Raw genomic sequence first — 26936 nt, 5'->3', positions numbered from 1 at the left:
CGGTGACGGGTGCCGCCGGCGGGTTCGGTGCGCCCACGAGCGGGTGGGCGCAAGGCACAGGAGGTGGCGCATGGCGCGCATCATGATGGCGGCGATGCCCTTCACAGGGCACGTCGCCCCGATGCTCGCCGTCGCCGAAGAGCTCACCGCGCGCGGGCACCACGTACGGTTCTACACGGGCGCCGCGTTCCGTTCGAGGGTCGAGGCCGTCGGCGCACAGCACGTCCCATGGACGACGGCATCCGACTTCGACGAGAACGACCTGCCCGCCACCTTCCCGCGCATGGTCGGCAAGAAGGGGCTCGACCAGGTCTTCATCAACATCGAAGACCTCTTCATCAGCACCGCGCCGGGTCAATGCGCCGATCTCCTCGACGAATGGCATCGGGATCCGTGGGACCTCCTCGTCATCGAGGACTCGGTCGGCGGGGGCGCCCTCGCCGCTGAGAAGACCGGATGCCTGTGGGCGACGGTGGCGATCCTCCCATTGAATCTGCCGAGCCGATACGCGCCGCCGAGCGGCCTCGGCCTCGCGCCGGGGCGCACACTCATCGGCCGGGCTCGGGATGCACTGCTGCGCAGCACCGTGCCGCTCATGATGCGACGGATGCGGGCACCGCTCACCCGGGCACGCGCGGCCGCCGGCCTTCCGCCATCGGACGTCAGCTTCGCGGAGGCGACGTTCTCGCCGCACCGCATCCTCGCGAGCGGCGCACCGCTGCTCGACTTCGACCGGCCCGATGCGCCCGCCCAGCTCACCTATGTCGGGCAGCTGTCGAGACGGTCCACCGCTGCAGCGCCCGCGGGGACTGCGGCGTCCTCCCTGCCGTCCTGGTGGGCGGATCTCGACGGGCGGGAGGTCGTGCACGTCACTCAGGGCACGCAGAACATCGACCCGGGCGACCTCATCCGGCCCGCGATCGAGGCGCTCGCCGACACGGACGCGCTCGTGGTCGTCTCGACAGGCGTCCCGGGGCGCGACGAGCTGCCCTTCGCGGTGCCGGGGAACGTGCGGGTCGCGGGGTTCCTGCCGTACGCGCAGCTCCTCCCCCGCACCTGCGTCATCGTCACGAACGGCGGCTGGGGCGGTGTGCTCGCCTCGCTGGCGCATGGCGTCCCACTCGTCGTCGCGGGCGGCGATCTCGACAAGCCCGAGACCGCCGCCCGCGTGGCCTGGGCCGGCGCGGGGGTGAACCTGAAGACCGGCACGCCGACGGCGGCGCAAGTGCGCGACGGCGTCTCGCGCGTGCGCACGGAGCGCGGCTTCCGTGATGCCGCCGCCTCCCTCGCCCGTCAGCTCGACGGGCTGGGAGGCGCGCCGCGGGCCGCCGAGCTCCTCGAAGAGCTCCTCTGAGCGCCTCCGCGCGCCAGGCCCGGCTCAGGCCGCGCGTTCGTCGCCCGCGGCATCCGATCCGCCCGACGCGTCGGCGGCCGCACGCACGAGACGCACAGCCTCGTCGACGCCGCCCGACCATGGGGCGCCGTGTCCGGGGAGCACCCAGGTGACACCGAGTCCCGTGAGGTGCCCGAGCGCCTCGAGTGCCGATGCGGGGTCGTCGGTGAAGGGTGCCGGCGCGGGGCCCTCGACGCCCGTGAGGACATTGCGGGTCGTGAGCGCGTCGCCGACGAAGACGGCGTCGACCTCGGGGACGTGCACCGCGATGCTCCCCGGCGAGTGCCCGGGCATCGAGATGATGACGGGCGACCCGGGCAGCGGCAGCGTCTCGCCGGCCTGCACGGCGACGACCTCCTTGACGTAGACGGGGCGGAGCCCGCCGCGCCGCGCGGAGTACCAGAGGAAGCCGAGCGTCGGACCGAGGCGCATGCTGCCCCACGCGCCCGACGACTTGCCTTCGCCGCGAGCGCGTGCGGCGTCCGCTTCGTGGACGTACACGGGGATGCCGTGCTCGGTGCGCAGCTTCTCGGCGAAGCCGATGTGGTCGCTGTCACCGTGGGTGAGCACGATGCCGCGCACGTCCTCGATCGGTCGGCCCATGGCCTTCAGCTCGTCGAGGAAGTCGTGCCATTGGCCGGGGATGCCGGCGTCGATGAGGGTGATGCCGTCGTCGTCGGAGACGAGGTAGCAGGCGACGATGTCGTTGCCGATGCGGTTCAATCCGGGGCGGAGTTCCATGTTCGCTACGATATGTAGCTATCATGGCTATTGTCAATAGCTTTGACGGGGAACGACGGGGGACGATCGGATGCCGACACCAGAACGCACCAACAGAGAAGCGATCGTCGCGGCGGCCACCGGCATCCTCGAACGCGAGGGGCTCGACGCGCTCACGATGCAGGCCGTCGCTGCGGCCGTCGGGGTGCGCGCACCCTCGCTGTACAAGCGGGTGCGCAGCCGCAACGACGTGATCCGACTCGTGATGGAGGGGGTCGCCGAGGATCTCGGGAATGCGCTCGACACCGCGGTTCGCGGCATCCCGGATCCGCGGGAACGGGCGCTCGCCCTCCTCGACGCGACGCGCGCCTTCGCGCACGCGCGGCCGAACGCGTATTCGCTGCTGTTCGCCCGCCTCCCCGACGACGCCCTCGCCGATCCCGAGGTGCTCGCCGGCACGATCGCCGCCGTGCTGAGCGTGTCGACCGACCTCGTGGGCGAGGAGGACGCGCTGGCCGGCGCCCGCACGCTCACCGCGTGGGTGCACGGATTCGTCACGATGGAGCTCGCGGGTCGCTTCCGCATGGGCAGCGACCTGGACGACGCATTCGCCTACGGAGCGCGGCATATCGCCGACGCCCTCGCGCGCGCGTAGCCCTCCTCCCCACGGCGGGGGTGCAGAACTCTTCGCCCGTCCCGTTCCGTCGCCATCTCGCACCGCAGCGACGGAACGGGACCGATGAGCGTCTTACTCGGTCAGCTCTGCGGCGGTCGGGATGCGGCCGGCGATCTCCTCGATGATGTCGTCGCCGGGACGCGCCTCTTCGAAGGGTGCTTCGATCTCGGCGCGCTCGAGCATCTCCGTCATCCGACGGCGACGAGCCCGCGGGATGAGCGTCACGACGGTGCCCGAGCGTCCCGCGCGGCCGGTGCGGCCCGAGCGGTGCAGGTACGTCTTGTACTCGTCGGGCGCGTCGGCCTGGATCACGAGGTCGATGTCATCGACGTGGATGCCGCGAGCCGCGACATCCGTCGCCACCAGCACGTCCACCCGGCCCGACGTCAGCTTGTCGAGGTTGCGGGTGCGCTTGGCCTGATTGAGGTCACCGTGGAGGGCCACGGCGCGGATGCCGGCCTCGTCGAACTGCTCGGCGAGCATCTCCGCGTACGCACGTGTGCGGGAGAAGACGAGCGTCTTGCCCTCGCGGTCGACGAGGGACGCGAGGATCTCGGCCTTGTCACGGTGGTCGATGACGAGCACGCGGTGGTCGATCGTGCCGGACGCCTGGTCCTCCCCAGCGACTTCGTAGACCTCGGGCTCGACGAGGAACTCGTCGACGAGGGCTGCGACCTCACGGTCGAGCGTCGCGGAGAAGAGGAGCTTCTGCGCGCCGTCGGGGACGCGGCGGAGGATCCGCTGCATCGGCTCGAGGAACCCGAGCTCTGACATGTGGTCGGCCTCGTCGAGCACGACGATGCGGATCTGCGAGAGGTCGAGCTTGCCCTGGTCGATGAGGTCCTCGATGCGTCCCGGCGTGCCGATGACGATGTCGACGCCCTTCTTCAGCGCGCCGACCTGGCGCGCCTGCGGCACACCGCCGTAGATCTGCGTCGTGAACAGGCCCACGCTGCGGGCGATCGGCTGGATGGTGCCGTCGATCTGCAGCGCGAGCTCGCGCGTCGGGGCGAGGATGATCGCCTTCGGCGACCGGCCGAACTCGCGCTTCTGGCCCGCCTGGGACTTCAGGATCGACTCCACGAGCGGAGCACCGAACGCGATCGTCTTGCCCGAGCCGGTGCGGCCGCGCGCGAGGACGTCCTTGCCCGCGAGGATCGGCGTGATCGTCGCGGCCTGGATCGGGAAGGGATGCTGCGCCCCCATGTCGCCGAGGGCCTTCACGATGTTCTGGCCGAGGCCGAGATCACCGAAGCCCTGGCCGGCGACGGTCTGGGCCTCAACGGCCTCCGCCTGCAGACGCTCGTGTACGACGTCGATGTGCTCGTCGTGCTGCTTCGGCTTGGCGTTCCAGTCCGCGCGGTTCGGGCGGTCGTTCTCGTACCGACGGGGACGGTCGTCGTGGTTGCGCGCCGGACGGTCGCTGTGGCTGCGACGGGGACGGTCGTCATAGGAACGAGCCGGACGGTCATCGCGACGCGGACGGTCATCGTACGAGCGGGCCGGACGGTCGTTGTAGTCACGACGCGGACGGTCATCGTAGGAGCGGGCCGGACGGTCATCGCGACGCGGACGGTCATCGTAGGAGCGTGCCAGACGGTCATCGTAGGAGCGTGCCGGACGGTCATCGTACGAGCGGGCCGGACGGTCGTTGTAGTCACGACGCGGACGGTCATCGTACGAACGAGCCGGACGGTCCCCGGTCGTCGAGCGAGCGTAACGAGACGAAGCGCCCCGATCGTTCGACTCCCGGCGCGGCCGATCGTCGTACGAACGGGCCGGACGGTCGCCGAAGTCACGACGCGGACGGTCATCGTACGAACGCGCGGGACGGCCGTCGTAGGACCGCCGATCATCACGCCCGTGCGAGCGGATGGCGCGAGCTTCGTCGCGACCGGCCTTCTCCTGAGCGGTCCAGCGGCGCTTCGGCTCCGCAGCATCTTCGGCCGGCGCGCGGTACCCGCGGTGGTTGGGGCTCTTGCTGCCCGGCTTGGCGGCAGCATCCGTCGGCCGGCGCTTGCGGTCCTGGAACGACGTCTTCGCGCCGTAGCGCGGCTCGAAGTTCTTGGCCGCGCGTCCGCCGGCGGGCTTCTTGTTCTTGGGCATGGGTGTGTCCTTCTGGGTTCTCTGCGCACGAGAACAGCGCCCGCTCCCCACGTCTCAAGCGTGGAACCCAGCGGGCAGACCCGGACTGTCGTCGGCCGGGGCCATTCATGTGATGGTCATGCACGCCGATCGGCGCTCACCATCGGCCCCTTGGACTCACAAACCCATCCGCAACGCGCGGTGTCCAGAGCCGACCCGTCCAGCGTAGCGCCCGCGCCTGGGAGAACTCCGGCGCCATCAGCGGTCATGGCGCCCGGCTCGGAACGATGGTCGCCTACATGGGCGCGCCCGGCATCATCGTGGTCCCTGGAATCGCGTGCGGTGCGATGAGCACCAGCACGGCCAGCCCGACGAGCACCCCCGCGGTGACGGCCGTCGCCGTCCGTCGCCATGGCAGCAGCTTCTCGAGAGCGATCAGCACGGCGACGGACCCCATCCACACGATGTTCATCACGCCGAGGGCGAAGAGAGCGGCCATGAGCGCCCAGCAGCAGCCGAGACACCAGGCTCCGAGCTTCGCTCCCATGCGCACCGCCCCGAACCAGCCGTCGCGCCATGTGCCGAGAAGGAATCCGAGCGGGCTGCGGCACTTGCCGAGGCACGCGCTCTTCCACGGAGTGAATTCGTACGCCGCAGCGACGACGAGCGTCGCGATCGTGAGAGGCCGACCCGCGGCATCCCACGCGAGGGCGTCGTGCGGGAGGACACCCGCGAGGCCGGCGAGCGCCAGGGCGAGCCCGCCCACCGCGCTCCAGACCAGGAGGTATCCCATCGTGAACGCCGCCGGGAGAAGCGGTCTCCGCATCCCCGTCATGCGCGCGTAGAGGGCGACGGTGGGCGCGACCGACGGGAACATCATCGCCGCCATCATCACGGTCCACGCGACGAGGAACCAGCCGGCCGATCCGAGCGGGGACCACGGACCGCTGTCCATGCCCGCCATCTGTCCGGCGGTCCACCACCAGCCGAGCGCCGCGGCCGTCAGCAGGACGACGACCGCGCCGAGCTGCGCGCGGACCGCGTGGAAGGCGGCCCTCATGCCCCTGCGTTCGTCCGCCGCCTCGGAAGGCCCAGCGGACACGTCCTCAGCCCGCCCAGGAGAAGTCCGCGTACGACAGTCCCGTCTTCGCCTCATAGGCGATTCCGTAGGCGTCGATGTGCGAGCTCTTCGCCTCCGCCATCGTGAGGTCGGAGCCCACGGGGTGGAACATCCCGTCGAACTTCACCGGCGTGCCGTCGGTGACGCCGAACGGAACGATGTCCTCGACCTCGAACACGATGCTGTCGTCGACGCGTACCGAGTGGCTGAGGCCGTCGTCGGACATCGTGATGGCCGCCTGCTGCACGCCCAGCATCTCTCCGATCAATGGCGCCAGCCCCGCCATGGGGCCCCCGCGCTGGCCGCCGAACACCTCGACGAGCCGGTCGAACTGCTCGGTGGTCGCATCCTGATCGACGAACACGCCGACCTTCCAGTTGCCCTCGGTCATGACCTTGGGCGTATCGGCGATGAGCACGACCTTGCGGCCGTCGACATCCGTTCCCTCGATCGCGCCCTCACGGATGTTGAACGCGAGGGTGACCCGGCAGTAGTCGTACGTCGCCCCATGGTCCAAGGACGTGTTGCACGGGCACATCAATTCGCATGAGCAGGTCTCCGCGTAGCTGCCCGTCAGTTTCCACGACATCTTTCATTCCCCAGAATGTCGGGATCGCGCGCGGCGGCGAAGGTCAGCCCCGGCAGAGATCACCGCGGGGCGCTCGATCATGCTGCAGTCACCGAGATCGGCGACCGCTCCAGGGCGACGGCTGCTCTGTCGCCACCCTGCGCCGACGGTTGATCGACATCATCTCCTCGCGTCCGCGTCGACGCACGCAACAATGGTACGCGGACCACGCGGCTGCGACCAGGGATCCGGCGAGGACACGACCAGCCCTAGCATTGCTGCATGGCTTCTGACCCCACCGGCCGCCGCTTCGTCCTCGAGCGCGGCGACGTCCGCGCCGAGGTCACCGAAGTCGCCGCATCCCTCCGCGCCCTCTCCGTCGGCGGCATCGACCTCGTCGCAGGATTCCCGGACGGGATGCCGGCGCCCGGCGCGTCCGGGATCGTGCTGGTGCCGTGGCCGAACCGCGTGCGCGATGGGCGCTGGATGCACGACGGCCGGGAGTATCGGCTCGCCGTCACCGAGCCCGCGCTGAACAATGCGATCCACGGTCTGCTGCGCTTCACGCCGTACGTCGCGACCGAGGAGGAGACCGGGGAGATCACGCTCGATGCGGAGGTCTTCCCGCAGACCGGATACCCGTTCCACCTCGACACGTCCGTCACGTACGCGCTCACCGAGGACGGCGTCACCGTCACGCACCGCATCGAGAACGTCGGAGAGGATGCCGCCCCCGTCGCGCTCGGCACTCACCCCTATCTGCGCCTCGGCGCGGGTCCGTGCGCGGATCTCACGATCGAGCTCGACGCGGCCACGCAGTTCCTCGTGGACGACCGGCTGCTCCCGATCGGGGAGGGGCCGGTGGATGCGGCGACCGACCTGCGCACGCCGAGGCGGCTCGGCGATCTGACGCTCGACACGGCGTACGCCGACATCGCGCGCGGGGACGACGACCGCATCCGCGCCGTGCTCCGCTCCCCCGGCGGGCGTGCTGCAGAGCTGTGGGCAGGACCCGGCTTCGACTACATGCAGCTGTTCACGAACCGCAGCTACCCCGGGGCCGACATGGCGGTCGCGGTCGAGCCGATGACCGCGCCCGCCGACGCGTTCAACTCCGGCCGAGGCCTGCGCTGGCTCGCGCCCGACGACCTGTGGACGCTGGAGTGGGGCATCCGACTCCTCCCGTGAGCTGCCCGCCGGTCATCGAGCGGGGCGGGACCCCCGCGACACCCCCCGGTCGTTGAACGAGTTGCGGAACATCCTTAGCGGCCCCCGGTCGTTGAGCGAGGGAGGAACGACCGAGACGAAACGCAGTGAGCGTCCGAGGATCAGCTCACTGCGTCCCGACTCTGCGTGTCGTCTCGCCTCGCTCGCTCAACGACCCACGGAGGGTGAAGTCTCGTCAGTCTCGATGAGACTCGTCGCCATCGTTCTTGACGTCGGGCTTGGATGCATCGTCCTCAGGGGTCTCACCCTCTTCGGACTCGCTCGGCTCAGCAGACTCCGTGGACTCGATCGATTCGGTGGATTCCACAGCGCCGGCGGAATCAGCCGCCTCCACGGCCTCCACGGCCTCCTCGGTCTCCACTGCCTGCTCAGCCGCCTCGGCCCCCTCGCCTGACTCAGCTGACGCAGCCGGCTCCGCCGAGTCACCGACGATCGTCTCGGCCTGGTCCGGCGGCTCGACCTCGTCCACGCGCTCCGACTCGGACGACGCGGGCTCGGCCTCCTCGGATCCGGGGGCCGCATCCTGCTCGTCGGCCGGCTTCTCCTCCGCAGACTCCTCGTCCCCGGAAGAAGCCGACTCCGCCGCGGCGGCCTTCTCGGTGCCGTCAGCCGACTCCTCGGACTCGGCCTCTTCGCCCGACTCCTCAGGCTCGGCCTCTTCCGCACCCTCGGATGCCGCGACCGCACCCCCGGCAACGGCAGCGGCAGTGACAGCTCCCGCGGCGGCACCCTCCCCGGTGGCCTCGGGCGCAGCGTCCTGCGCCGCATCCGTCGCCCCAGCCGCCGCATCCGTCGCCCCGGCCGCCGCTTCGCGACGCGAGCGCCGCGTCGGATACGCCGCGGCCGCGACGCCCGCCGCACCGGCAGCAGCCTCGGCATCGCCGGCCTCAGCACCACCTGCGCCAACCGCGACGAGCTCAGGCTCAGCCTCCACAGCATGTTCGGCCTCCGCCGCGCGAGCAGCACGCCGGGCGGCACGGCGCTCCTTGGCGCCCTCGACGAGGTTGTAGAGCGTCGGCAGCACGAGCAGCGTCAGGATCGTCGACGAGATGAGACCGCCGATGACGACGATCGCGAGCGGCTGCGAGATGAATCCGCCGTGGCCGGTGACGCCGAGCGCCATCGGGGTCAGGGCGAAGATCGTCGCGAGCGCCGTCATGAGGATCGGGCGGAGTCGGCGCGAGCCTCCCGCGACGACGGCATCGTGGGCGGTGAGCCCGCGGACGCGGTACTGGTTCACGAGGTCGACGAGGACGATGGCGTTCGTCACGACGATGCCGATCAGCATCAGGACGCCGATGAGGGATGCCACACCGAGCGGCACGCCCGTGATGATCTGCAGCAGGATGGCGCCCGTCGCCGCGAACGGCACGGACACGAGCAGCAGCAGCGGCTGACGCAGCGATCGGAACGTCGCGACCATGACGATGTAGACGATGAGGATCGCCGCGAGCATCGCGAGCCCGAGCTGCGTGAACGCGTCGGTCTGCTGCGAGAGGACGCCGCCGAGCGTCGCGGTGGCCGACGCGGGCAGGTCGACGGTCTTCAGCGCAGAGTTCACCGACGTCGACGCCTCGCTGAGGTTGTCGGTGGACGGCGTGACGGTCACGGTCGCGGTGCGCTTGCCGCGGTCGGTCGTGATCGAGACCGGGCCGACGCTCTGCTCGACCGTGGCGATCGAGTCGAGCCGCACGGGGCCGCCGAGCGACGGCACGTCCATGGCCTTCAGCGCGTCGACGGTCGTCGGGCTGTTCGACGCCGACAGGTAGACCGTGAGGTTCGTCGAGTCGATCTCGACGGTGCCGATCTGCTGCGGCTGCATCTCGTTGGCGACGAGCGAGCCGACCGCGACCTCGGACAGCCCGAGCCCGGCGGCCTTCGCGAGGTCGACGCGGACAGCGATGTACGGCAGCGACGCCGACAGGTTCGACGACACCTGGCCGATGCCCGGCTGCCCCTTGACTGCGGACACGACCGAGTCGGTGGCGGTCTGCAGCGTCTTGTCGTCCGGCGCCGTCACGTCGATCGTGATGTCGCTCGAGCCGAATCCGCCGCCACCGGAGGAGACCGTGAGGGTGCCGGCATCCTCGGGAAGCCCGTCGACGGCCTTCTGCACGTCGGCCTTCACCTGCGTCTGGTCGGCGTTGGGGTCCGTCGTGATGGAGTACGTGACACCGCCTGCGCTGCCGCTGAACGCGTCGCGCAGCGCGGATCCGGTCGAGCCGATCGAGGTCTGCACGGTCTGGATGCCGTCGACGCCCTTGAGCGCGTGCTCGACCTGCTTCGACGCGGCATCCTTCGCCTCGAGGCTTGCGCCCGGCGCGAGGGTCTGCGTCATCGTGAACGTGTTCTGCCCCGAGTCGCCGAGGAAGTTCGTCTTCATGAGCGGCGCGACCATGATCGTGACGATGAGCACGACCAGCGCGAGCGACACCGTGATCCACGAGTGCCTGAGCGTCCAGCGGATGATCGGCAGGTACGCCTTCTGCAGGCGAGAGGGCGGTGCTTCCGGCGATTCGGGGTCGATCTCCGCGCCGGCCGGGTCGAGCAGCGGCTTGCCGGGCTTCAGGAACCAGTACGCGAGCACCGGGACGATCGTCAGCGCGACCAGCAGCGACGCGAGCATCGCGATCGTGACGGTGAGCGCGAACGGCCGGAACAACTCGCCCGTCACGTCGCCGACGAACGCGATCGGCAGGAAGACGGCGACCGTCGTGATGGTGGATGCGGACACCGCCGTCGCGACCTCGCGCACGGCGCGCTTGATCGCGGTGAGCTTGTCGGCGCCGCCGATGTAATGCCTTCGGATGTTCTCGATCACGACGATGGAGTCGTCGACGACGCGTCCGATCGCGATCGTCAACGCTCCCAGAGTCAGGATGTTGAGGCTGTAGCCGAACGCCTGGATGCCGATGAACGTGATCAGGACGCTCGTCGGGATCGAGATCGCCGCCACGAGCGTCGAGCGCACCGACCACAGGAAGATGAAGATGATGATGACCGCGAACAGGAGGCCGAGCAGGCCCTCCTGGGCGAGCGAGTCGATCGACTGCTGGATGTAGGGCGCCTGGTCGAATACAACCGTGTAGTGCACGCCGGGCGTCTTCTTCTCGATGTCCGGCAGCGCGTTGTTCACGGCCTTGGAGACGTCGACGGTGTTGGCCGACGGCAGCTTCGTGATCGCGATCGAGATCGCCGGCTCGCCGTTCACGCGGGAGATCGAGGTGACCGGATCCTGCTCTTGGCCGACGGATGCGACATCCCCGATCGTCTTCGCCCCGGCCTGCGCCTGCGCCGGCGTCGAGGGCACGAGCGGCAGCTTGTTGATCTGGTCGATCGAGACGAGCTTGTCGCCGGTCTGCACCGTGAGGGTCTGGTCGTTCTCGGTGATCGAGCCGCCCGGGAACAGCACGCCGTTCTGCTTCAGCGCGTCGCGGATCGCCTGCTGCGTGTAGCCGGCCGCGGCGAGCTTCGCCGTGTCGGGGGTGATCGTCACCCGCTGGCCGCGAGCGCCGACGAGCTGCGCCGCGTTGACGCCGGGCAGGTCGTTCAGCGCCGGGATCGTGGTCGCCTCGAGCTGCTGCTGGACGGCCACCTCGTCGGTGTAGCCGGTCACCGCGAGCTGGACGACGGGGAAGTCGTCGATGCTGACCGTGACGACGTTCGGCTCGACACCGGTGGGCAGCTGGTCCTTGATGCGCGCGATCGCGAGCGTGACCTTCTGCTCGGCGGTGGCGAGATCAGTGCCGTACACGAACTCCGCCTGCACGACGGAGGCGTTCGTCGTGCTCGTGGCGGACGTGGTCTTCAGGCCGGGCACGCCCTGGATCGCCGTCTCGATCGGCGTCGACACGTCGTTGTTCACGACCTCGGGCGACGCGCCCGGGTAGGTCGAGACGATCGAGAGCTGCGGGAACTCGATCGAGGGGATGAGCTCCTGCTTGAGGTTCAGGAGCGCGAGACTGCCGAACACCGCCGCCACGATGGTGACGAGCGCGATCAGCGCGCGGTTCTTGAGACTCAGGACGGCGAGGTTCGACACAGGCGGCCTTCGTGAGAGCTGTGGGAGTCGATACGGAGACGTATCGGGTTCAGTATCCCATGAGCACTTCTGAAGCTTCACGGTCGTTGAGCGAGGGAGGCACGACCGAGACGAAACGCAGTGAGCCGATCTCTCAACTCACCCCGTTTCGTCTCGCTTCGCTCACTCAACGACCGCGGCTCGCTACAGGTTGGCGTCCGCGTACGTGCGCAGGGCGTCGCGCACGAAGGTCGCCCCCTCGAGGCCGCCGTAGTTCTTGCCGAACCGCGGGTCCGCGACGTACATGTCGCCGAGTCCCGTGACGTACGCCTTGAGGTTCCCTCCGTCGCCGGCAGGCGTGCCGGGGATCGAGGACAGCCACTCGACGTGGCGCTTCGCGAGCGCCTGCGCCTCGTCGCCGTCCGGTGCGAGGCCGCGGGCCGCCGCATCCGTCCAGTCGCTCGAGAGCTGCGAGACGCGCTCCTGCCACTGCACCTTCTCCTCTGCGCTCATCGAGCGCCACCAGGCGTCGCTGCGGGCGTAGGCGTCCTTGCCCCAGCGCTCCTCGACCTCCTCCTTGTACCGGGTGTGGTCGAAGCCGTCGAACATGTTCTCTGCCATGGGTCTTTCACCTCCTCTCAGTGCATCGATGGTGTGCTCGACCGACGCGATCTGCCGCGTCAGCCGGTCCTGCTCCTGACGCAGCAGCGCCAGGTGGGTCGTGAGGGCGTCCGCCTCGTCCGTCGAGCGGTCGAGCACGTCGGCGATCTGCGGCAGCCCGAGGCCGAGCTCGCGCAGGAGCAGGATCCGCTGCAGCCGGACGAGCGATCCGTCGTCGTAGTACCGGTACCCGTTGTGTCCGATGCGCGACGGAGGCAGCAGCCCGACGTCGTCGTAGTGCCGCAGCGTGCGGCTCGTGGTGCCTGCGAGGCGGGCCACATCCTGGATCGACCGGTCCATCGGCCTCCTCCTTCCCTTCGCCATCGACGTTAGAGGTTGACGTCGCGTCAATGTCAAGCGGACTTCTTGACATAGACGCGATATATCGTGTTATTCTCGTCACACGCGATATATCGCGAATCGACTCTCAACACAGAAGGAGCAGGACATGGCTCAGGAGAAGTGGCTCATCCACCCGGGGGAGACGCGCGTCATCGACCTCGACGACATCCGCCGGATGAAGATCGGCCTCGTCGGCGGGCAGGTCGACGTGGTCGCCCACGACGAGCCGGGCGTGCGCATCGAGGTGCACAACGTGACGCAGAAGGACCTCCGCATCGAGGCGAACGACGACTTCGTCGAGATCGATCACCCCCAGCTCGGGTGGGACAACTTCCTCGAGGTCTTCCGCAACTTCAGCTCGTCAGGGCCGAAGGCGGAGATCAGCGTGGCGGTCCCCCGCCACATCGCCCTGACGCTCGGTGTCGTGAGCGCGAGCGCGCTCGTCTCGGGCATCACGTCGGACGCGAAGCTCAACACGGTCTCCGGTGACATCATCGTCGACGGCGTCACGGGCGACCTCGCTCTGAACGGCGTCTCCGGCGACGTGCAGATCCGCGAGCTCGTCGGTTCGCTCAACGCCAACACCGTGTCGGGCGACGTCGCGACCACCGGCGCCGTCCGCAAGATCTTCATCGACTCGGTCTCCGGCGACATGATGGTGGATGCGCGCGGCCCGATCACGCAGGTCAGCCTCAACTCCGTCAGCGGCAACGCGATGGTGCGCCTGGATGCGGCGGTCCCTGCGAACTACGTCGCCCGCAGCGTCAGCGGCAAGGTCGTGATCGACGGCGTCAAGCGGTCGGGTGCGGCGGCCATCAGCGGCAGCTTCGGAGTCGGCACGAGCTACTCCGGATCGGTCGGCGAGCTCAGCGGCAGCTTCGTCGACGTGCGCGTCAACTCGGTCTCCGGCGATCTCACAGTGCTGCGCCGCGACACGGCCGACGCGGACGCGCCGGTGGAAGGGCTGGCCTGACATGGCTCCCGTCTTCTCCCACGGAGATCTGCGTCTGTACCTCCTGAGCCTCCTCGACGAGGAGCCGCGGCACGGGTACGACCTCATGCAGGCCCTCGCCGACCGCACGGGCGGCACCTACACGCCGAGCGCCGGAACGGTATACCCGCGCCTCGCGAAGCTCGAGGAGGAGGGCCTCGTGACCAAGACCGTGGACGGCCGCAAGACCGTCTACGCGATCACTCCGGCGGGCCACGCCGAGGTCCATGCTCGCCAGGCCGACCTCGAGGGCATCGAGGCGGGGCTGGCCGATTCGGTGCGGCTCATCGCCGACGAAGTGCGGGGCAGCGTCCGCGAGGCGATGAAGAGCCTCCAGGCCGACCTCGCGGCCGCGCGCACGGCACAGCCGGCGCGCGAAGCCCCGCCCGCCTCGGACGACCCGCGCGTGCGCAGCCGCGAGGAGCTGCGCCGGGCGGATGCCGCGATCAACGAGTTCCGCGGGCAGGTGCGCGCCGATCTGCGCACCTACGTCGCCCGCGGCGGCGAGCTCGCCGCATCCGTCGTCGACGACCTCACGACGGCCCTCGACGCCGCCGCACGCGAGATCACCCGCGCGATCCGCCGCTGACGCGTCCGTCATCGCCGGCGAACCCCGTGTCTCAGCGCGATCTCCCCGCGCGAACCCTCTGTCTCACGCGAGACCGGGGGTTCGCGCCGAAACACCCCGTGACGCGCCCGGTTTCGACCAGAAGTCCCGGTTTGGTGGGGGTGCGGCGTGGGGGTGCCGCGCGACGACCGAGACGCGAGTCGGTCGGGTCAGACCCACTCGTCCTGGTCGTCGGGCACGGGCTCGCCGAGCGGGATGACGAGGACCGGACGCGACTGCCGATGCGTGAGGCGCGCGGCGACCGACCCGGTGAAGAACTCGCGGATCGATTCGCCGATCCCGCGCTTGCGCGTGCCGACGACGAGGAGCCGGGCGTCGATCTGCTCGGCCAGATGCTTCATCGCGAGCGCCGGGTCGCCCACGAGCTGCTGCACCGACCACTGCAGGTCCGAATCGCCGAGAGCCTCGGATGCGGCATCCTTCACGGCCGTGAGATCCGACTCGCCGGCGACCACATTGATGTCGATCGGCGCCGAGTGCACGTAGCCGTCCGGGTCCTCGTAGGTGACGAAGCGGGTCACGTCGACGTGGGCGACGACCAGCGGCGCGCCGAAGAGCTTGGCGTACCGCGCGGCCTCCTTGAGCACCCGCGCCGACTGGCCGGGGACGACGCCGACGATCACTGCGCCGTGCGCAGCCGGATCCGGTTTCACCCCGTCATCGGCCGACTCGGGAGTGATGGATGCCTCGTCCGACATATGTGGCGGCCCTTCTTTCGGCAACGCGGCCGAATCGCGGTTCCCCACCTCGGCCTGGCGGCCGGGTCACGAGGGCCGCGTGTTATCCTGAATGCTACTCTTCCCGGTGCGAAGCCGGATTTCGTGAATGCGTCGGGCACCCGCGAGGAGCCCGCGAGTCAATATGAGGGGGTTGCGCATGGGGCGTGGCCGTCAGAAGGCGAAGCACACCAAGATCGCCCGTGAACTCAAGTCCTACAGCCCGAGCGTGAACTACGCCGCGCTGGAGCGTGAGCTCGGTCACCACGAGGACGGCGAGCAGTACGTCGACAAGTGGGCTGACCAGTACGACGACGAGGACGAAGAAGAAGACCAGTACTCCGCGGTCTGATCTTCGTCTGGTCCTCGACGTCCGGCTCGGTCACCGAGCCCGTCGAGGTGTTGAAGCCGGCTGGAGCACGTCACCACTTGCCGTGGTGACGCTCCCAGTCGGCTTCGACCGTATGCGGGCGCACGACGACGATGCCCGCGGGGGCCGCCACGAGGGCGACGACCGCCAGGGTGATGAGCACGGCGGTCCATCCCCCGGTGGCGGCGTGCAGCAGGCTCACGAGGAAGGTCACGGCCGCGCCGATCCCGTAGCCGAGGCTCTGCACGAAACTCGACAGAGCGACGGATGCCTCGTGCGTGCGTGTGCGCAGGTTCAGCAGGACGAGCACGAGCGGGAAGAGCAGGTTCAGGAGCCCGAGTCCGATCGCCCACAGCCAGGGCGCGGCTGCGGGCGCGAACGTGAGTCCCGCCACCCCCATGAGGCCGCCCAGGATGCCGATGGCCAGGAGCACGCCGACGGAGTTGCGGTAGCGGGCGACGAGCACCGGGATGAGCAGCGAGCACGGCAGGCCGACGGCGCCGAAGAGGGCGAGGAGAAGCCCCGCCTGTACGGCGTCGACACCGGCGAGGTCGGTCATGATCGCGGGCAGCCAGCCGAACGAGACATAGGCGTAGATCGAGGATGCGGCGAACGTCACGACGAGCGCCCACGGCAGAGACAGGCGCCACAGGCGTCCGGTGACCGATGCGCGGGTCCGCTCCAGATCGTCCGTGGCCGTGCGGCGCCGGAGCAGACCGATCCACGGCAGGAGTCCGGCGAGGGCGAAGACGCCCCACACGAGCAGGGAGTCGTGCCAGTCCGTGGCATAGGCGACCGGCACCGCGACGAGCGGCGGGAGGAACGATCCGGTCGCGAGCATCGTCGCGTACAGGGCCGTCATGAGGCCGATGCGATCCGGGAAGTACGTCTTCACGAGCGGCGGGAGCAGCACGTTGCCTGCGCCCACGGCGGCGAAGATCACGATCGTCGAAGCCAGCAGCATCCACGCGGACGACGAGAACGCCCGCGCGGTCATGCCGATCGTCACGACCGACATCACGACCACCGCGAGCTTCTGCAGTCCGAACCGCCGCTCGAGCGCGGGAGTCGCCATGCCGACGAGCGCGAAGCACAGCGGCGGAGCGGTGCCGATGAGGCCGACGACCCACGCGGGGATCGACACCTCCGCCTCGATGAGCTTCAGCATCGGGGAGAGGGATGCGACCCCCGATCGCATCGAGAAGGCCATCAGCAGGATGCCGAAGACGGCGAGAACCCGCCCGTGCCAGAGGGGGCGGACAGGTTGACTCACCAGCCAAGCTTACGCTTGAAACTTTCGGTATACCAAATACCGGTTCTCGGCACCGACGCCGACCGGACGCGCCGGGCTCAGGACTCCTGCGAGCCCTCCACCCACGCGAGGTACTCCTCGGTGACGGTGCCGGTGACGTAGCGGCCGTCGAAGCAGCTCATGTCGAGGTCGGTGATGTCCGATCCCTCGAGGATCGCGGCCTTGAGGTCCTCGACCTCCTGGTACACGAGGTAGTCGCAGCCGAGCTCCTCGGCGATCTCCGGGATCGTGCGGTTGTACGCGACGAGCTCGTGCCGCGAGGGCATGTTGATGCCGTAGACGTGCGGGTAGCGGACGGGCGGCGCGGCGGACGCGAACGTCACGGTCTTGGCTCCCGCATCCCGTGCCATCTGGATGATCTCGCGGCTCGTCGTGCCGCGGACGATCGAGTCGTCGATCAGCAGCACGTTCTTGCCGGCGAACTCGCTCGGCATCGCGTTGAGCTTCTGGCGGACGCTCTTCTTGCGCACCGCCTGGCCCGGCATGATGAAGGTCCGGCCGACGTAGCGGTTCTTGTAGAAGCCCTCGCGGTACTCGATGCCGAGCTTGCGGGCGACCTCCATCGCGGAGGGCCGTGACGAGTCCGGGATCGGCATGACGACGTCGATCGCGTCCTTCGGCGTGTACTTCGCGATGGTGTCGGCGAGCCGCTCCCCCATGCGCAGCCGCGACTCGTAGACCGCGATGCCGTTCATGACCGAGTCGGGCCGGGCGAGGTAGACGTACTCGAACGAGCAGGGCAGGAGCTTCGGGTCCGCCGCGCACTGGCGCGACCAGAGCCTGCCGTCGAGGTCGATGAACACCGCCTCGCCGGGCTCGACGTCGCGCACGACCTCGAAGCCCGCGTTGTCGAGGACGAGCGACTCGGAGGCGACGGTCCACTCGTCGCGCGAGTCGTCCTCCGACCGGCGCACGCCGAGGATCAGCGGACGGATGCCGAACGGGTCGCGGAAGGCGAGGAGCCCGTATCCGGCGATGAGCGCGATCGCGGCGTACGAGCCCTCGACGCGCTCGTGGACGCGGGCGACGGCCTGGAACACCTGCTCGGGGTCGAGCTGGAGACCGGAGATGGATGCCTGCAGCTCGTTGGCGAGGACGTTGACCAGCAGCTCGGTGTCGGAGCTCGTGTTGAGGTGACGGCGATCCTTGTGGAAGAGCTCGTCGGTGAGCTCACGCGTGTTGGTGAGGTTTCCGTTGTGCACGAGGACGATGCCGTACGGCGCGTTCACGTAGAACGGCTGCGCCTCCTCCTCGCTCGACGCGGTGCCCTTCGTCGCGTAGCGCACGTGCCCGAGGCCGATGTTGCCCAGGAGCGCGCGCATGTCGCGCGTGCGGAACGCCTCGCGCACCTGGCCCTTGACCTTGTGCTCGTGGATGACGCCGTTCGCCTCGGCGGTCGCGATGCCCGTCGAGTCCTGCCCGCGGTGCTGCAGCAGCAGCAGGGCGTCGTAGATCTCCTGGTTGACCGAGTCGTGCCCGACCATTCCGACGATGCCGCACATGTGCCGCTGCTGCTCCTACTTGTATGAACCGACGAGCCGCACAGCACCGCCGTCGACGCCCTTGGCGCCCTCGATCCAGTCGCCGGCGGGACGTGCTCCGTCGCCGACGACGCCCACCTGCCAGGTGTCGATGCCCTGGGCCGAGAGGGCGGATGCCGCGGCCGCGGCGTGCGCCGCATCCACCACCACCAGGAACCCGATGCCGAGATTCCACGTGCCCTCGGTGTCGACGAGGTCGAGCCGGCCGCGCTCGGCGAGCACCTGGAAGACCGCCGGAGGCGCCCACGTGGAGCGGTCGATCTCGACGTGCGTGCGCTGCGGGAGCACGCGCGCGAGGTTCGCCGCGATGCCGCCGCCGGTGACGTGGCTGAGCGCGTGCACGGCTCCGGGCAGGTCGTCGATGAGCTGCAGGAGCGGCGTCGTGTACAGGCGGGTGGGTTCGAGGAGGGCCTCGCCCCACGTCGTGCCGAACTCGGCCGCGTTGTCGCCGTAGTGGATGCCGGCGCCCGCGACGATGTGACGCACGAGCGAATAGCCGTTGGAGTGCAGACCGCTGCTCGCGAGCGCGAGGACGACGTCGCCCGCCGCGACGCGTTCGGCGCCGAGGACGCGGTCGGCCTCGACGATGCCGGTCGCCGCTCCCGCGACGTCGTAGTCGTTCTGGCCGAGGAGTCCGGGGTGCTCGGCCGTCTCGCCGCCGACGAGGGCGGTGCCGGTCTCCGCGCAGCCCGCCGCGATGCCGCTCACGATCGACGCGATGCGGTCGGGGAACACCTTCCCGCACGCGATGTAGTCGGTCATGAACAGCGGCTTCGCGCCCACCACGACGATGTCGTCCACGACCATGCCGACGAGGTCGCGGCCGATCGTGTCGTGCTTGTCGACGGCCTGCGCGATCGCGACCTTCGTGCCGACGCCGTCGGTGCTGGTCGCGAGCAGCGGTCGGTCGTACGCCTTGAAGACGCTCGCATCGAAGAGGCCCGCGAACCCGCCGACGCCGCCGAGGACCTCGGGACCGTGGGTGCGGCGGACCGCCGACTTCATCAGCTCTACCGCGAGATCGCCGGCAGCGGTGTCCACGCCGGCGGCGGCATAGGGATCGGTGGACGCCACGACTCCAGCCTACCTGGGCGGAAGCATCCCCGTTTCCGCACGTCCTTGTCGTTGACTTGGCTGAGATGTCCGCGACACGGCGGGCGTGTCGTACTTCTGACGCAAGTCGACGTGCCTGATCCGGTGGGGATGGCCGGTCCTAGAATGGCGGCATGAGCGGCGCCGGGGCTCCGGAATGGGTGATCCGTGAGGATGCGGGTCAGCCGGTGCTCGTCGCGCTCTACCTGCGGCAGATGCTCGGCATCCGCTCCCCCGACGAGCTGCCCGCACTGCGCGGCATCCCGCCCGTGCCGCCCATGGCTGCGCGCACCGAGGCCGAGCAGGACGTGCTCGAGGCGCAGTGGCGCGACTTCTGGGAGATGACCGTCGAGCCGCAGGGGCATCGCTCCACCGTGCCGCTGGACCTCGTCGACGGCTTCGACACGCTCGTCGCGCTGCCGATCGAGGGCGCGGACGAGCTCCGCGAGGCCATCCTCCCCTTCGGGCCCGCGGCCGTCGCGTTCGCCCAGTCGGTCAACGCGCGGTACGCGAAGGATGCCGCGGCGAAGCCCGGCGTGTCCTACCGGGCGTATGCGAGCGCCATCGCGGAGCACGAGCGCCAGGTCGGCCGGCGCGCCCACGCGTTCGAGCTCAACGTGCAGGTGCTGCCGCTCGCCCAGCGCGGAGTGTGGTGGATCGGCGCGCTGACGGTCGCGGTGACCGACGGCCTGCGCGGCGACGTCGTCGCGTTCGACGCCGCCATCCACCCGATCATCGCCGAGCTGGCGTGATCGCTCCGTCCGTCGTCAGTCGATGGTGAGGTGCTCTTCGCGGTCGACCACGACCTTGTGCGTGCGGCGGCCGAGCGTGCGCTCGAAGATGAGCGCGATGATGCCGCCGAGCGCGAGGCCGATGACCCCGCAGACCAAGGCGAGGAAGCCGAAGACCTGACCCTGCGTGAAGCTCATCGTCTGGCCGATCGCGGGGTTCGCCTGGCCGTCGAACGCGAAGGTGAGGATCATCGCGACGAACACGCCGAGGGCGGCGCCGAGAGCGAGGAACACCGAGTACTTCGGCGCGCGGCGCACGGTCGCGGTCTCGACGCCGTCGTCGATCACGACTTCTTCTGCGGGTTCCTGCTTGTCGGACATGCGTCCATTGTCCCACCGCTGCCTGAGCGCGTCGCCGTGAGCCGGTCGTCGAGCGAGGAGCGCCAGCGACGAGACGAAACGCAGCGAGCCGACCGCGGAAGGTCACCGTGTTTCGACTCGGTCGTTCCTCCCTCGCTCAACGACCGGCCGCGCGGCCTCCCCTTCACCGGCCGTTGAGCGAGCGAAGCGAGACGAAACGCAGCAAGCCGACCGCGGAAGGTCACCGCGTTTCGACTCGGTCGTTCCTCCCTCGCTCAACGACCGAGTCGGGAGGGGTCAGGGCCGAAGCGGAAGCAGGTCGGAGAGATCGGCGCGGGTGCCGGAGGCGGAGATCCGGCCGGAGGCCGCCGCATCCTTCCACCCCTCGTCGCCGAGGGCGAGCGCGATCCAGGTCGCGGCATCCATCTCGACGACGTTCGGGGGCGTGCCGCGCGTGTGCCGAGGGCCCTCGATCACCTGCACGGCGCCGAAGGGCGGCACCCGGACTTCGACGGTGTGCCCCGGCGCCTTCTCGACGAGGAGCTGCAGGAGGTACCGGACGGCGGTCGCCGTGTCGGTGCGCGCCGCCGACCCGTCGCGCACCGCCGCGAGCGCGGTGCGCCCGGTCTCGGTGTCGATGCCGCGGGCCACGCCTCCACGGTAACGCCCGGGTCCGACGGAGAACCCCGCAGATAGGCTGGCGGGGTGAAGATCCTGGTCCTCGGCTCGGGCGCGCGCGAGCACGCCATCATCCTCGCCCTCCGCTCGGAAGAGCAGGAGCACGTGATCTTCGCGGCTCCCGGAAACGCCGGAATCGCGGAGGATGCGGCGATCGTCGCCCTCGACCCGAACGGCCCCGAGGCGGTCACGGAGTTCGCCATCGAGCACGCCGTCGACCTCGTCGTGATCGGCCCCGAGGCCCCGCTCGTCGCCGGCGTCGCGGACGAGGTGCGCGCCCAGGGCATCCCGGTGTTCGGCCCCGGCAAGGCGGCCGCGCAGCTGGAGGGCTCGAAAGCGTTCGCGAAGCGGATCATGGATGCCGCGGGCGTGCCGACGGGGCGCGCGGTCCGCGCGCACACCCTCGCCGAGGCGGAGGCCGCGCTCGATGAGCTGGGCGCTCCGCACGTCGTGAAGGCGGACGGGCTCGCCGCGGGCAAGGGTGTCATCGTCACATCCGATCGCGCCGCGGCCCTCGCGCACGCCGAGGCGTACCTTCCGACCGGGCCGGTGCTCGTCGAGGAGTTCCTCTCCGGCCCCGAGGTCTCCCTCTTCTTCCTCAGCGACGGCGACCACGTGCTGCCGCTCTCCCCCGCGCAGGACTACAAGCGCCTCCGCGACGGCGACGCCGGCCCCAACACGGGCGGCATGGGCGCGTACTCCCCGCTCCCCTGGCTCGACGGTCGCTTCGGCAGCGAGGAGGAGTTCGTCGACCTCGTCACGCGCGAGGTCGCGGAACCGGTCGTGCGACGCATGGATGCCGAGGGCACGCCGTTCATCGGCCTCCTGTATGCCGGCCTCATCATCACCGAGGAGGGCGTGAAGGTCATCGAGTTCAACGCGCGCTTCGGCGACCCGGAGACGCAGGTCGTCCTGCCCCGGCTCATCGACCCGCTGTCGGAGCTGCTGATGGCCGCCGCATCCGGCAACCTCGAGGACCACCCGCGTCCTGCGTTCGCCGAGGCGACCGCCGTCACCGTGGTGCTCGCGAGCGAGGGGTATCCGGAGAAGCCGCTCGTCGGCCGGGCGCTGGCGGGGCTGGATGCCGCGGCATCCGTCGACGGAGTCCACGTCGCGCACGCCGCGACCACACGGTCCGACGCGGGTCTCGTCGCGAGCGGCGGGCGGGTCCTCAACGTCGTCGCGCTGGGCACGACGTTCGCGGAGGCGCGCGATCGCGCCTACCGCGCGCTCACGCACATCACGCTCGAGGGCGGTCAGTACCGCACCGACATCGCAGAGCGGGTCGTGGAGCACTGATGTTCGAGCGCGAGCGCACCCGGCATCGGTTCACCGCGCGCGAGGCGATCGTCACGGCGGTCACGACGGTCGGCGACTACGTGCGGGTCACGCTGAGCGGCCCGGACTTCGCGGACTTCGTCTCGACCGGCCCGACCGACCACGCGCGGGTGTTCTTCCCGCACCCCGTCTCGGGCGAGCTGCTCGCTCCCGTCGCCGACGGCGAGGAGGGAATCGTCCGGCCCGACGGGCCGACCTTCGGCCGCGACTTCACCCCGCTGAACGTACGGCCGGCCGGCGACACCCGGGAGTTCGACCTCGACGTCCTCCGCCACCCCGACGCCGGACCCGCGGCCGCATGGGGCGAGCGCGCGGCCGTCGGCGATCGGCTCGTCGTCGTGGGTCCGCGCGGGTCCGCGCGCGCTCCTCAGGATGCGGCGCGCGCCCTGCTCGTGGTCGATGGGACGGCGCTTCCGGCGGCATCCCGGTTCGTGGCCGACCTCCCCGCATCAACCGCCGTCGATGTGCTCGTGTACGGCGACCTGACCGCCGCGGCTGCCGATGAGTACATCGGCGATACCCGCGCGGTGTCGGTCTTCGAGGCGGAGGGCGACCTCGTCGATGAGGCCCGTGATCTGGTTCCGGATGCGGAGACCTTCGTGTTCGCGGCGGGCGAGGCCTCCGTCCTCGCGCCGCTGCGCCGGTACCTCCGCCGCGAACTGGGCCTGCCCGCCGAGCAGATCGCGATGAGCGGGTACTGGCGGCGCGGCGTCGTGGCCTGGGACCACCACGCGCCGATCGATCCCTACGACCCGGACTGATCTCCCGCCGAGCCCCGGTCGTTGAGCGAGGAGCGCCGCCGCCGAGACGAAACGCAGGGACGCTCGAGTTCGGCTCATCGCGTCCGCACGAGAGCGCCCGCAGGCCGCCGGTCGTTGAGCGAGGAGCGCCAGCGACGAGACGAAACGCAGCGACGACACGAGAACCGCTCATCACGTTTCGACTCGCGGAGAGCCGGGCTGTCCGACTTCATAGGCGGCTCAAATGCCGCGGTCCAGCCGGGCGAGGCAGACTGAGTGCATGACCGAGACCGCCCCCACCGCCGTTCAGGTCGGAGACCTGCACGTCGAGGTGCGCGGAGACGGTCCGCCGGTGCTGCTGATCCACGGCAACTCCGGCGACCTGCACTACTTCGATCACAACGTGCCTGCGCTCGAGCGGCACTTCCGGGTCGCGGCGATGGACTGCCGCGGCCAGGGCAGGTCTGCGCGCGGCGACGGCCCGCTCACGATCCGGCGGATGGCGGATGACGCAGCCGACGTGATCCGGACCCTGCAGATCGACGACGAGCCGTTCGACGTCGTCGGCTTCTCCGACGGCGCGAACGTCGCGATGACGCTCGCCGTCCATCACCCCGAGCTCGTGCGCAGGCTCGTTCTCAATTCGGGCAACATCACGCGGCAGGGGATGCACATGAGTCTGCGGGTGCAGCTGCGCTTCGCGGACGAGCTCCTGCAGCGCAAACGCCAGCACGGCGTGCTCCCCGTGGTCAGGCACGAGCACGAGCTGATGCGGCTCATGCTCGATCAGCCCGGAATCACCACGGAGCAGCTTGCGGGCATCACCGCTCCCACGCTCGTGATGGCCGGGTCGAAGGATCTCATCCGCCGCGAGCACACCCGCCTGATCGCGAAGCTCATCCCGGGCGCCCAGCTGCGGATCATCGTCGACGGCACGCATTTCGTGATGCGGGACATGCCCGGCGTCGCGAACGCCGTGGTCGACGACTTCCTGCGCGCCGGAGCGGCGCCGGTCGACGGCGTCCGCATCCTCGATCGCTGACTCGGGCCCCCCGCGAGCGGGCTACACCTCGCGCGAGCGGGCTACACCTCCCGCGAGAAGGCAGACGCCCGCGCCACCTGGTCGGGCGTGATCGCGACGCCCGTGTAGCGCTCGAACTGGCGTGCGGCCTGCAGGGCGATGACCTCGGCGCCGGTGATGACCGGCTTGCCCGCCGCCCGGGCGGCCAGGATCAAGGGCGTCTCCGCTGGGAAGGCGACGACGTCGAACACGGTGTGCGCTGCATCCACGTGCGCCCGGTCGAAGGCGAGGACGGCCGCATCCGTCCCGTTCATGCCGAGAGGCGTCACGTTGACGATGACCGCCTCCGTGGGCCCCGGGTCGGACTCGACGCAGCGGTAGCCGTACTTCTCGGCGAGCGCGACCCCCGCGGCACGGTTGCGCGCGATCACGGTGAGGTCGTCGAAACCCGCTCCGCGGAACGCGGCGACGACGGCTTTCGCCATGCCGCCGGATCCGCGCACGAACACCGGCAGAGCGGGGTCGACCGCGTGTTCGGCGAGCAGCTGCGCCACGGCTTCGTAGTCGGTGTTGGATGCGGTCAGCGTGCCGCCGTCGTTCACGATCGTGTTGACCGACTCGATGGCGGCGGCCGACTCCTCGATGACGTCGACGAGCGGGATGACGGCCTCTTTGAACGGCATGGAGACCGAGCATCCGCGGATGCCGAGCGCCCGCACCCCGCGGATCGCGCCCTCGATGTCGTCTGTCGTGAACGCCTTGTAGATGAAGTTCAGGCCCAGCTCGTCGTACAGGTAGTTGTGGAACCGCGTGCCGAGGTTCGACGGGCGACCCGACAGCGAGATGCAGAGAGTCATGTCCTTGTTGAGGATCGGCATGGGGGCCCCTTCAGACAGAGACGGGATGCCGCGGGCACAGTGCCCGCGGCATCCCTCAGTCTGCCTCGCCGGACCGATCAGTCCAATGCGTCCGCCTGGGCGCCGGTCTCGGCCGCGGTCGAAGCCGAGACCCACTCGTGCTTCTCGCCGGGCTTGAGGAGGTGCGACGGCCGCTTCATGAAGAGCACGACGATCACGCCCAAGGCCATCACCGCGGCCGGCAGCAGGATCGTCTGCGCCATCGCGGTGGCGAAACCGTCCACGATGAACGACGGCAGCTTGCCCGTGCCGAAGCCGCCGCTGTGCGCAGCGGCGTTCGGGAACTGGGCGTCCAGCCTGCCCTGCATGAACGCGGCGATCGCCGCCGAGCCGAGGACCGAGCCGACCGTGCGCGTCGTGTTGTAGATGCCGGCGCCGGCGCCCGCCTGCCGCGGCGGGAGGTTGCGGGTCGCGGTCGTCGCCAGCGGCCCCCACATCCCCGCGCTCGCGATGCCGATCATGAGCGACGGCAGCAGGAACAGCCACACCTCGGTGCTGGGGTCGCGCATGAGGTACGCGTTCCACGTGATCGCGATCACCATGAGCGACAGACCCGGCACCAGCAGGACGCGCGGGTCGACGTGGTCGAGGATGCGGCCGGCGATCGGCGACAGCACGCCCGCCGCGAGCGCCATCGGCACCATCAGCAGGGCGGCCTCGGTCGGCGTCAGGCCGCGGGCGAGCTGCAGGTAGAACATGTACGGCAGCGACATGCTCGTCACCACGAATCCGACGATCGCGATGCCGCCGTTCGAGACCGAGAAGTTGCGGTCGCGGAACAGCTCGAGGGGCACGAGCGCCTCGCTCTTCGTCTTCGCCTGCTGCCAGATGAAGATGCCGAGCAGGAGGATGCCGGCAATGAGCATGGTCCAGATGCGCGCGTCCCAGTTCCACGACTGGCCCTCCTGGAGGGAGAACACGATGAGGAAGAGGGATGCGGCGCTGAGGAACACGCCGACCATGTCGAACTTGTGCTCGTGGGTCTGGAGCTTCGGGACGAGGATCGCGGCGAGCACGAAGCCGATCACGCCGACGGGGAGGTTCACGAAGAAGATCCACTCCCAGCCGAGGCCGTCGACCAGCAGACCGCCGGCCAGCGGGCCGACCAGCATCGCGACGCCCGAGGTGGCGCCCCACAGGCCCATGGCCGCGCCGCGCGACTGCGCGGGGAACGTGCGGGTGATGACGGCCATCGTCTGCGGGGTCATCATCGAGGCGCCGAGACCCTGGACGGCGCGGAACGCGACCAGCATCCCGAGCGACGTGGACAGCCCGCAGCCGAGGCTCGCGAGCGTGAACACCGCCAGGCCGATGAGGTAGATGTTCTTCGGACCGAACCGGTCGCCGAGACGGCCGGTGATCAGGAGCGGCACGGCGTAGGCGAGCAGGTACGCGCTCGTCACCCACACCACGTTGTCGAGGTTGTTCGACGAGGGATCGAGCGCCGCCTTGATCGCGGGATTCGCGACCGAGACGATCGTCGTGTCGACGAGGATCATGAAGAAGCCGATGACGAGAGCCCAGAGGGCGGGCCACGGGCTCTTCGGCTTGTGGCCGTGCGCGTACGCGCCGGTGATCGGGCCGTGCGGGACGGCGGTGGATGCGGGGGCCTCCGCGACGACGTCGGCGGCGGCGTTCGCCTTCGCCTCTGCTCGCGTGCTCGGCGGGATGTGGTCGGTCATGTCGTTG

The 26936-nt window shown here is 69.9% G+C and carries 24 protein-coding genes; 10 read left to right on the top strand and 14 right to left on the bottom strand.

Annotated features, from left to right (window positions below; all coding sequences use genetic code 11):
• Positions 1-70 precede the first annotated feature (70 nt).
• A complete protein-coding gene (locus QSV35_RS02365; RefSeq protein ID WP_286286332.1) occupies positions 71-1354 on the top strand; it encodes a glycosyltransferase in 1284 nt (427 codons plus the stop codon).
• Positions 1355-1378: 24 nt separating this feature from the next.
• On the opposite strand, the gene QSV35_RS02360 is transcribed toward QSV35_RS02365, so the two are convergent.
• Entirely contained in the window at positions 1379-2134 is a 756-nt protein-coding gene (locus tag QSV35_RS02360; protein ID WP_286286330.1) for an MBL fold metallo-hydrolase, read from the bottom strand.
• A 70-nt stretch (positions 2135-2204) separates the two neighbouring features.
• On the opposite strand from QSV35_RS02360, the gene QSV35_RS02355 reads away from it, so the two are divergent.
• The gene (locus tag QSV35_RS02355; RefSeq protein WP_286286328.1) at positions 2205-2768 is read left to right on the top strand and encodes a TetR/AcrR family transcriptional regulator; all 564 of its coding nucleotides are present in this window, start codon (positions 2205-2207) and stop codon (positions 2766-2768) included.
• 93 nt (positions 2769-2861) lie between these two features.
• Here QSV35_RS02355 and QSV35_RS02350 read toward each other — a convergent pair whose 3' ends face one another.
• The 3 genes from QSV35_RS02350 to QSV35_RS02340 form a co-directional block, all read right to left on the bottom strand.
• Complete coding sequence (locus tag QSV35_RS02350; protein WP_286286326.1) at positions 2862-4895, bottom strand: DEAD/DEAH box helicase; 2034 nt, start codon at positions 4893-4895, stop codon at positions 2862-2864.
• 274 nt (positions 4896-5169) lie between these two features.
• Complete coding sequence (locus tag QSV35_RS02345; RefSeq protein WP_286286324.1) at positions 5170-5934, bottom strand: DUF2182 domain-containing protein; 765 nt, start codon at positions 5932-5934, stop codon at positions 5170-5172.
• 46 nt (positions 5935-5980) lie between these two features.
• Positions 5981-6583, bottom strand: coding sequence for a DUF1326 domain-containing protein (locus tag QSV35_RS02340; RefSeq protein ID WP_286286322.1), 603 nt, complete (start codon positions 6581-6583; stop codon positions 5981-5983).
• A 261-nt stretch (positions 6584-6844) separates the two neighbouring features.
• Between QSV35_RS02340 and QSV35_RS02335 the strand changes: the two genes are divergently transcribed.
• Positions 6845-7750 carry an aldose 1-epimerase family protein gene (locus QSV35_RS02335; RefSeq protein ID WP_286286320.1) on the top strand — a complete coding sequence of 302 codons (906 nt, stop codon included), beginning with the start codon at positions 6845-6847 and terminating at the stop codon, positions 7748-7750.
• A gap of 214 nt (positions 7751-7964) precedes the next feature.
• Here the strand turns inward: QSV35_RS02335 and QSV35_RS02330 are convergent, their stop codons facing one another.
• Together QSV35_RS02330 and QSV35_RS02325 are read right to left on the bottom strand one after the other, a co-directional pair.
• Positions 7965-11831 carry an efflux RND transporter permease subunit gene (locus tag QSV35_RS02330; RefSeq protein ID WP_353618952.1) on the bottom strand — a complete coding sequence of 1289 codons (3867 nt, stop codon included), beginning with the start codon at positions 11829-11831 and terminating at the stop codon, positions 7965-7967.
• Positions 11832-12014: 183 nt separating this feature from the next.
• Positions 12015-12770 (bottom strand): MerR family transcriptional regulator, encoded by a 756-nt coding sequence (locus tag QSV35_RS02325; protein ID WP_286286318.1) that lies wholly within the window; start codon positions 12768-12770, stop codon positions 12015-12017.
• Positions 12771-12918: 148 nt separating this feature from the next.
• On the opposite strand from QSV35_RS02325, the gene QSV35_RS02320 reads away from it, so the two are divergent.
• Together QSV35_RS02320 and QSV35_RS02315 are read left to right on the top strand one after the other, a co-directional pair.
• Positions 12919-13785, top strand: coding sequence for a DUF4097 family beta strand repeat-containing protein (locus tag QSV35_RS02320; protein WP_286286316.1), 867 nt, complete (start codon positions 12919-12921; stop codon positions 13783-13785).
• Position 13786: 1 nt separating this feature from the next.
• Positions 13787-14392 carry a PadR family transcriptional regulator gene (locus tag QSV35_RS02315; RefSeq protein WP_286286313.1) on the top strand — a complete coding sequence of 202 codons (606 nt, stop codon included), beginning with the start codon at positions 13787-13789 and terminating at the stop codon, positions 14390-14392.
• Positions 14393-14580: 188 nt separating this feature from the next.
• On the opposite strand, the gene QSV35_RS02310 is transcribed toward QSV35_RS02315, so the two are convergent.
• On the bottom strand, positions 14581-15129 hold the full coding sequence (locus tag QSV35_RS02310; RefSeq protein ID WP_286286312.1) for a universal stress protein: 549 nt from the start codon (positions 15127-15129) through the stop codon (positions 14581-14583).
• Between the two features lie 178 nt (positions 15130-15307).
• Between QSV35_RS02310 and QSV35_RS02305 the strand changes: the two genes are divergently transcribed.
• Positions 15308-15499, top strand: a complete 192-nt coding sequence (locus QSV35_RS02305) for a DUF3073 domain-containing protein (RefSeq protein WP_286286310.1) — start codon at positions 15308-15310, stop codon at positions 15497-15499.
• 70 nt (positions 15500-15569) lie between these two features.
• Here the strand turns inward: QSV35_RS02305 and QSV35_RS02300 are convergent, their stop codons facing one another.
• The 3 genes from QSV35_RS02300 to purM all read right to left on the bottom strand — a co-directional run bounded on the left by QSV35_RS02300 (position 15570) and on the right by purM (position 19444).
• Positions 15570-16790, bottom strand: a complete 1221-nt coding sequence (locus QSV35_RS02300; RefSeq protein ID WP_286286308.1) for an MFS transporter — start codon at positions 16788-16790, stop codon at positions 15570-15572.
• A gap of 77 nt (positions 16791-16867) precedes the next feature.
• Positions 16868-18331, bottom strand: a complete 1464-nt coding sequence (gene purF, locus QSV35_RS02295; protein ID WP_286286306.1) for an amidophosphoribosyltransferase — start codon at positions 18329-18331, stop codon at positions 16868-16870.
• 15 nt (positions 18332-18346) lie between these two features.
• Positions 18347-19444, bottom strand: coding sequence for a phosphoribosylformylglycinamidine cyclo-ligase (gene purM / locus QSV35_RS02290; protein ID WP_286286305.1), 1098 nt, complete (start codon positions 19442-19444; stop codon positions 18347-18349).
• A 152-nt stretch (positions 19445-19596) separates the two neighbouring features.
• On the opposite strand from purM, the gene QSV35_RS02285 reads away from it, so the two are divergent.
• On the top strand, positions 19597-20214 hold the full coding sequence (locus QSV35_RS02285) for a zinc-binding alcohol dehydrogenase (RefSeq protein WP_286286303.1): 618 nt from the start codon (positions 19597-19599) through the stop codon (positions 20212-20214).
• Between the two features lie 15 nt (positions 20215-20229).
• Here the strand turns inward: QSV35_RS02285 and QSV35_RS02280 are convergent, their stop codons facing one another.
• Positions 20230-20574 carry a potassium transporter Trk gene (locus QSV35_RS02280; protein ID WP_286286301.1) on the bottom strand — a complete coding sequence of 115 codons (345 nt, stop codon included), beginning with the start codon at positions 20572-20574 and terminating at the stop codon, positions 20230-20232.
• A gap of 276 nt (positions 20575-20850) precedes the next feature.
• The gene (locus tag QSV35_RS02275) at positions 20851-21204 is read right to left on the bottom strand and encodes a sterol carrier family protein (RefSeq protein ID WP_286286300.1); all 354 of its coding nucleotides are present in this window, start codon (positions 21202-21204) and stop codon (positions 20851-20853) included.
• Between the two features lie 54 nt (positions 21205-21258).
• Here QSV35_RS02275 and purD point away from each other — a divergent pair, with 54 nt between their 5' ends.
• The 3 genes from purD to QSV35_RS02260 all read left to right on the top strand — a co-directional run bounded on the left by purD (position 21259) and on the right by QSV35_RS02260 (position 24351).
• Positions 21259-22530, top strand: coding sequence for a phosphoribosylamine--glycine ligase (purD, locus tag QSV35_RS02270; RefSeq protein WP_286286298.1), 1272 nt, complete (start codon positions 21259-21261; stop codon positions 22528-22530).
• Positions 22530-23330 (top strand): siderophore-interacting protein, encoded by an 801-nt coding sequence (locus QSV35_RS02265; protein WP_286286297.1) that lies wholly within the window; start codon positions 22530-22532, stop codon positions 23328-23330. Before purD ends, QSV35_RS02265 begins: the two co-directional genes overlap by 1 nt.
• Before the next feature lie 259 nt (positions 23331-23589).
• Entirely contained in the window at positions 23590-24351 is a 762-nt protein-coding gene (locus QSV35_RS02260; protein WP_286286295.1) for an alpha/beta fold hydrolase, read from the top strand.
• A 41-nt stretch (positions 24352-24392) separates the two neighbouring features.
• On the opposite strand, the gene QSV35_RS02255 is transcribed toward QSV35_RS02260, so the two are convergent.
• The gene (locus QSV35_RS02255; protein WP_286286293.1) at positions 24393-25208 is read right to left on the bottom strand and encodes a shikimate 5-dehydrogenase; all 816 of its coding nucleotides are present in this window, start codon (positions 25206-25208) and stop codon (positions 24393-24395) included.
• 77 nt (positions 25209-25285) lie between these two features.
• A complete protein-coding gene (locus QSV35_RS02250; protein WP_286286291.1) occupies positions 25286-26929 on the bottom strand; it encodes an MFS transporter in 1644 nt (547 codons plus the stop codon).
• Positions 26930-26936 lie beyond the last annotated feature (7 nt).

Source organism: Microbacterium candidum (genome assembly GCF_030315975.1).
Taxonomy (GTDB): domain Bacteria; phylum Actinomycetota; class Actinomycetes; order Actinomycetales; family Microbacteriaceae; genus Microbacterium; species Microbacterium candidum.
This window is presented reverse-complemented; position numbering and strand designations above follow the sequence as displayed.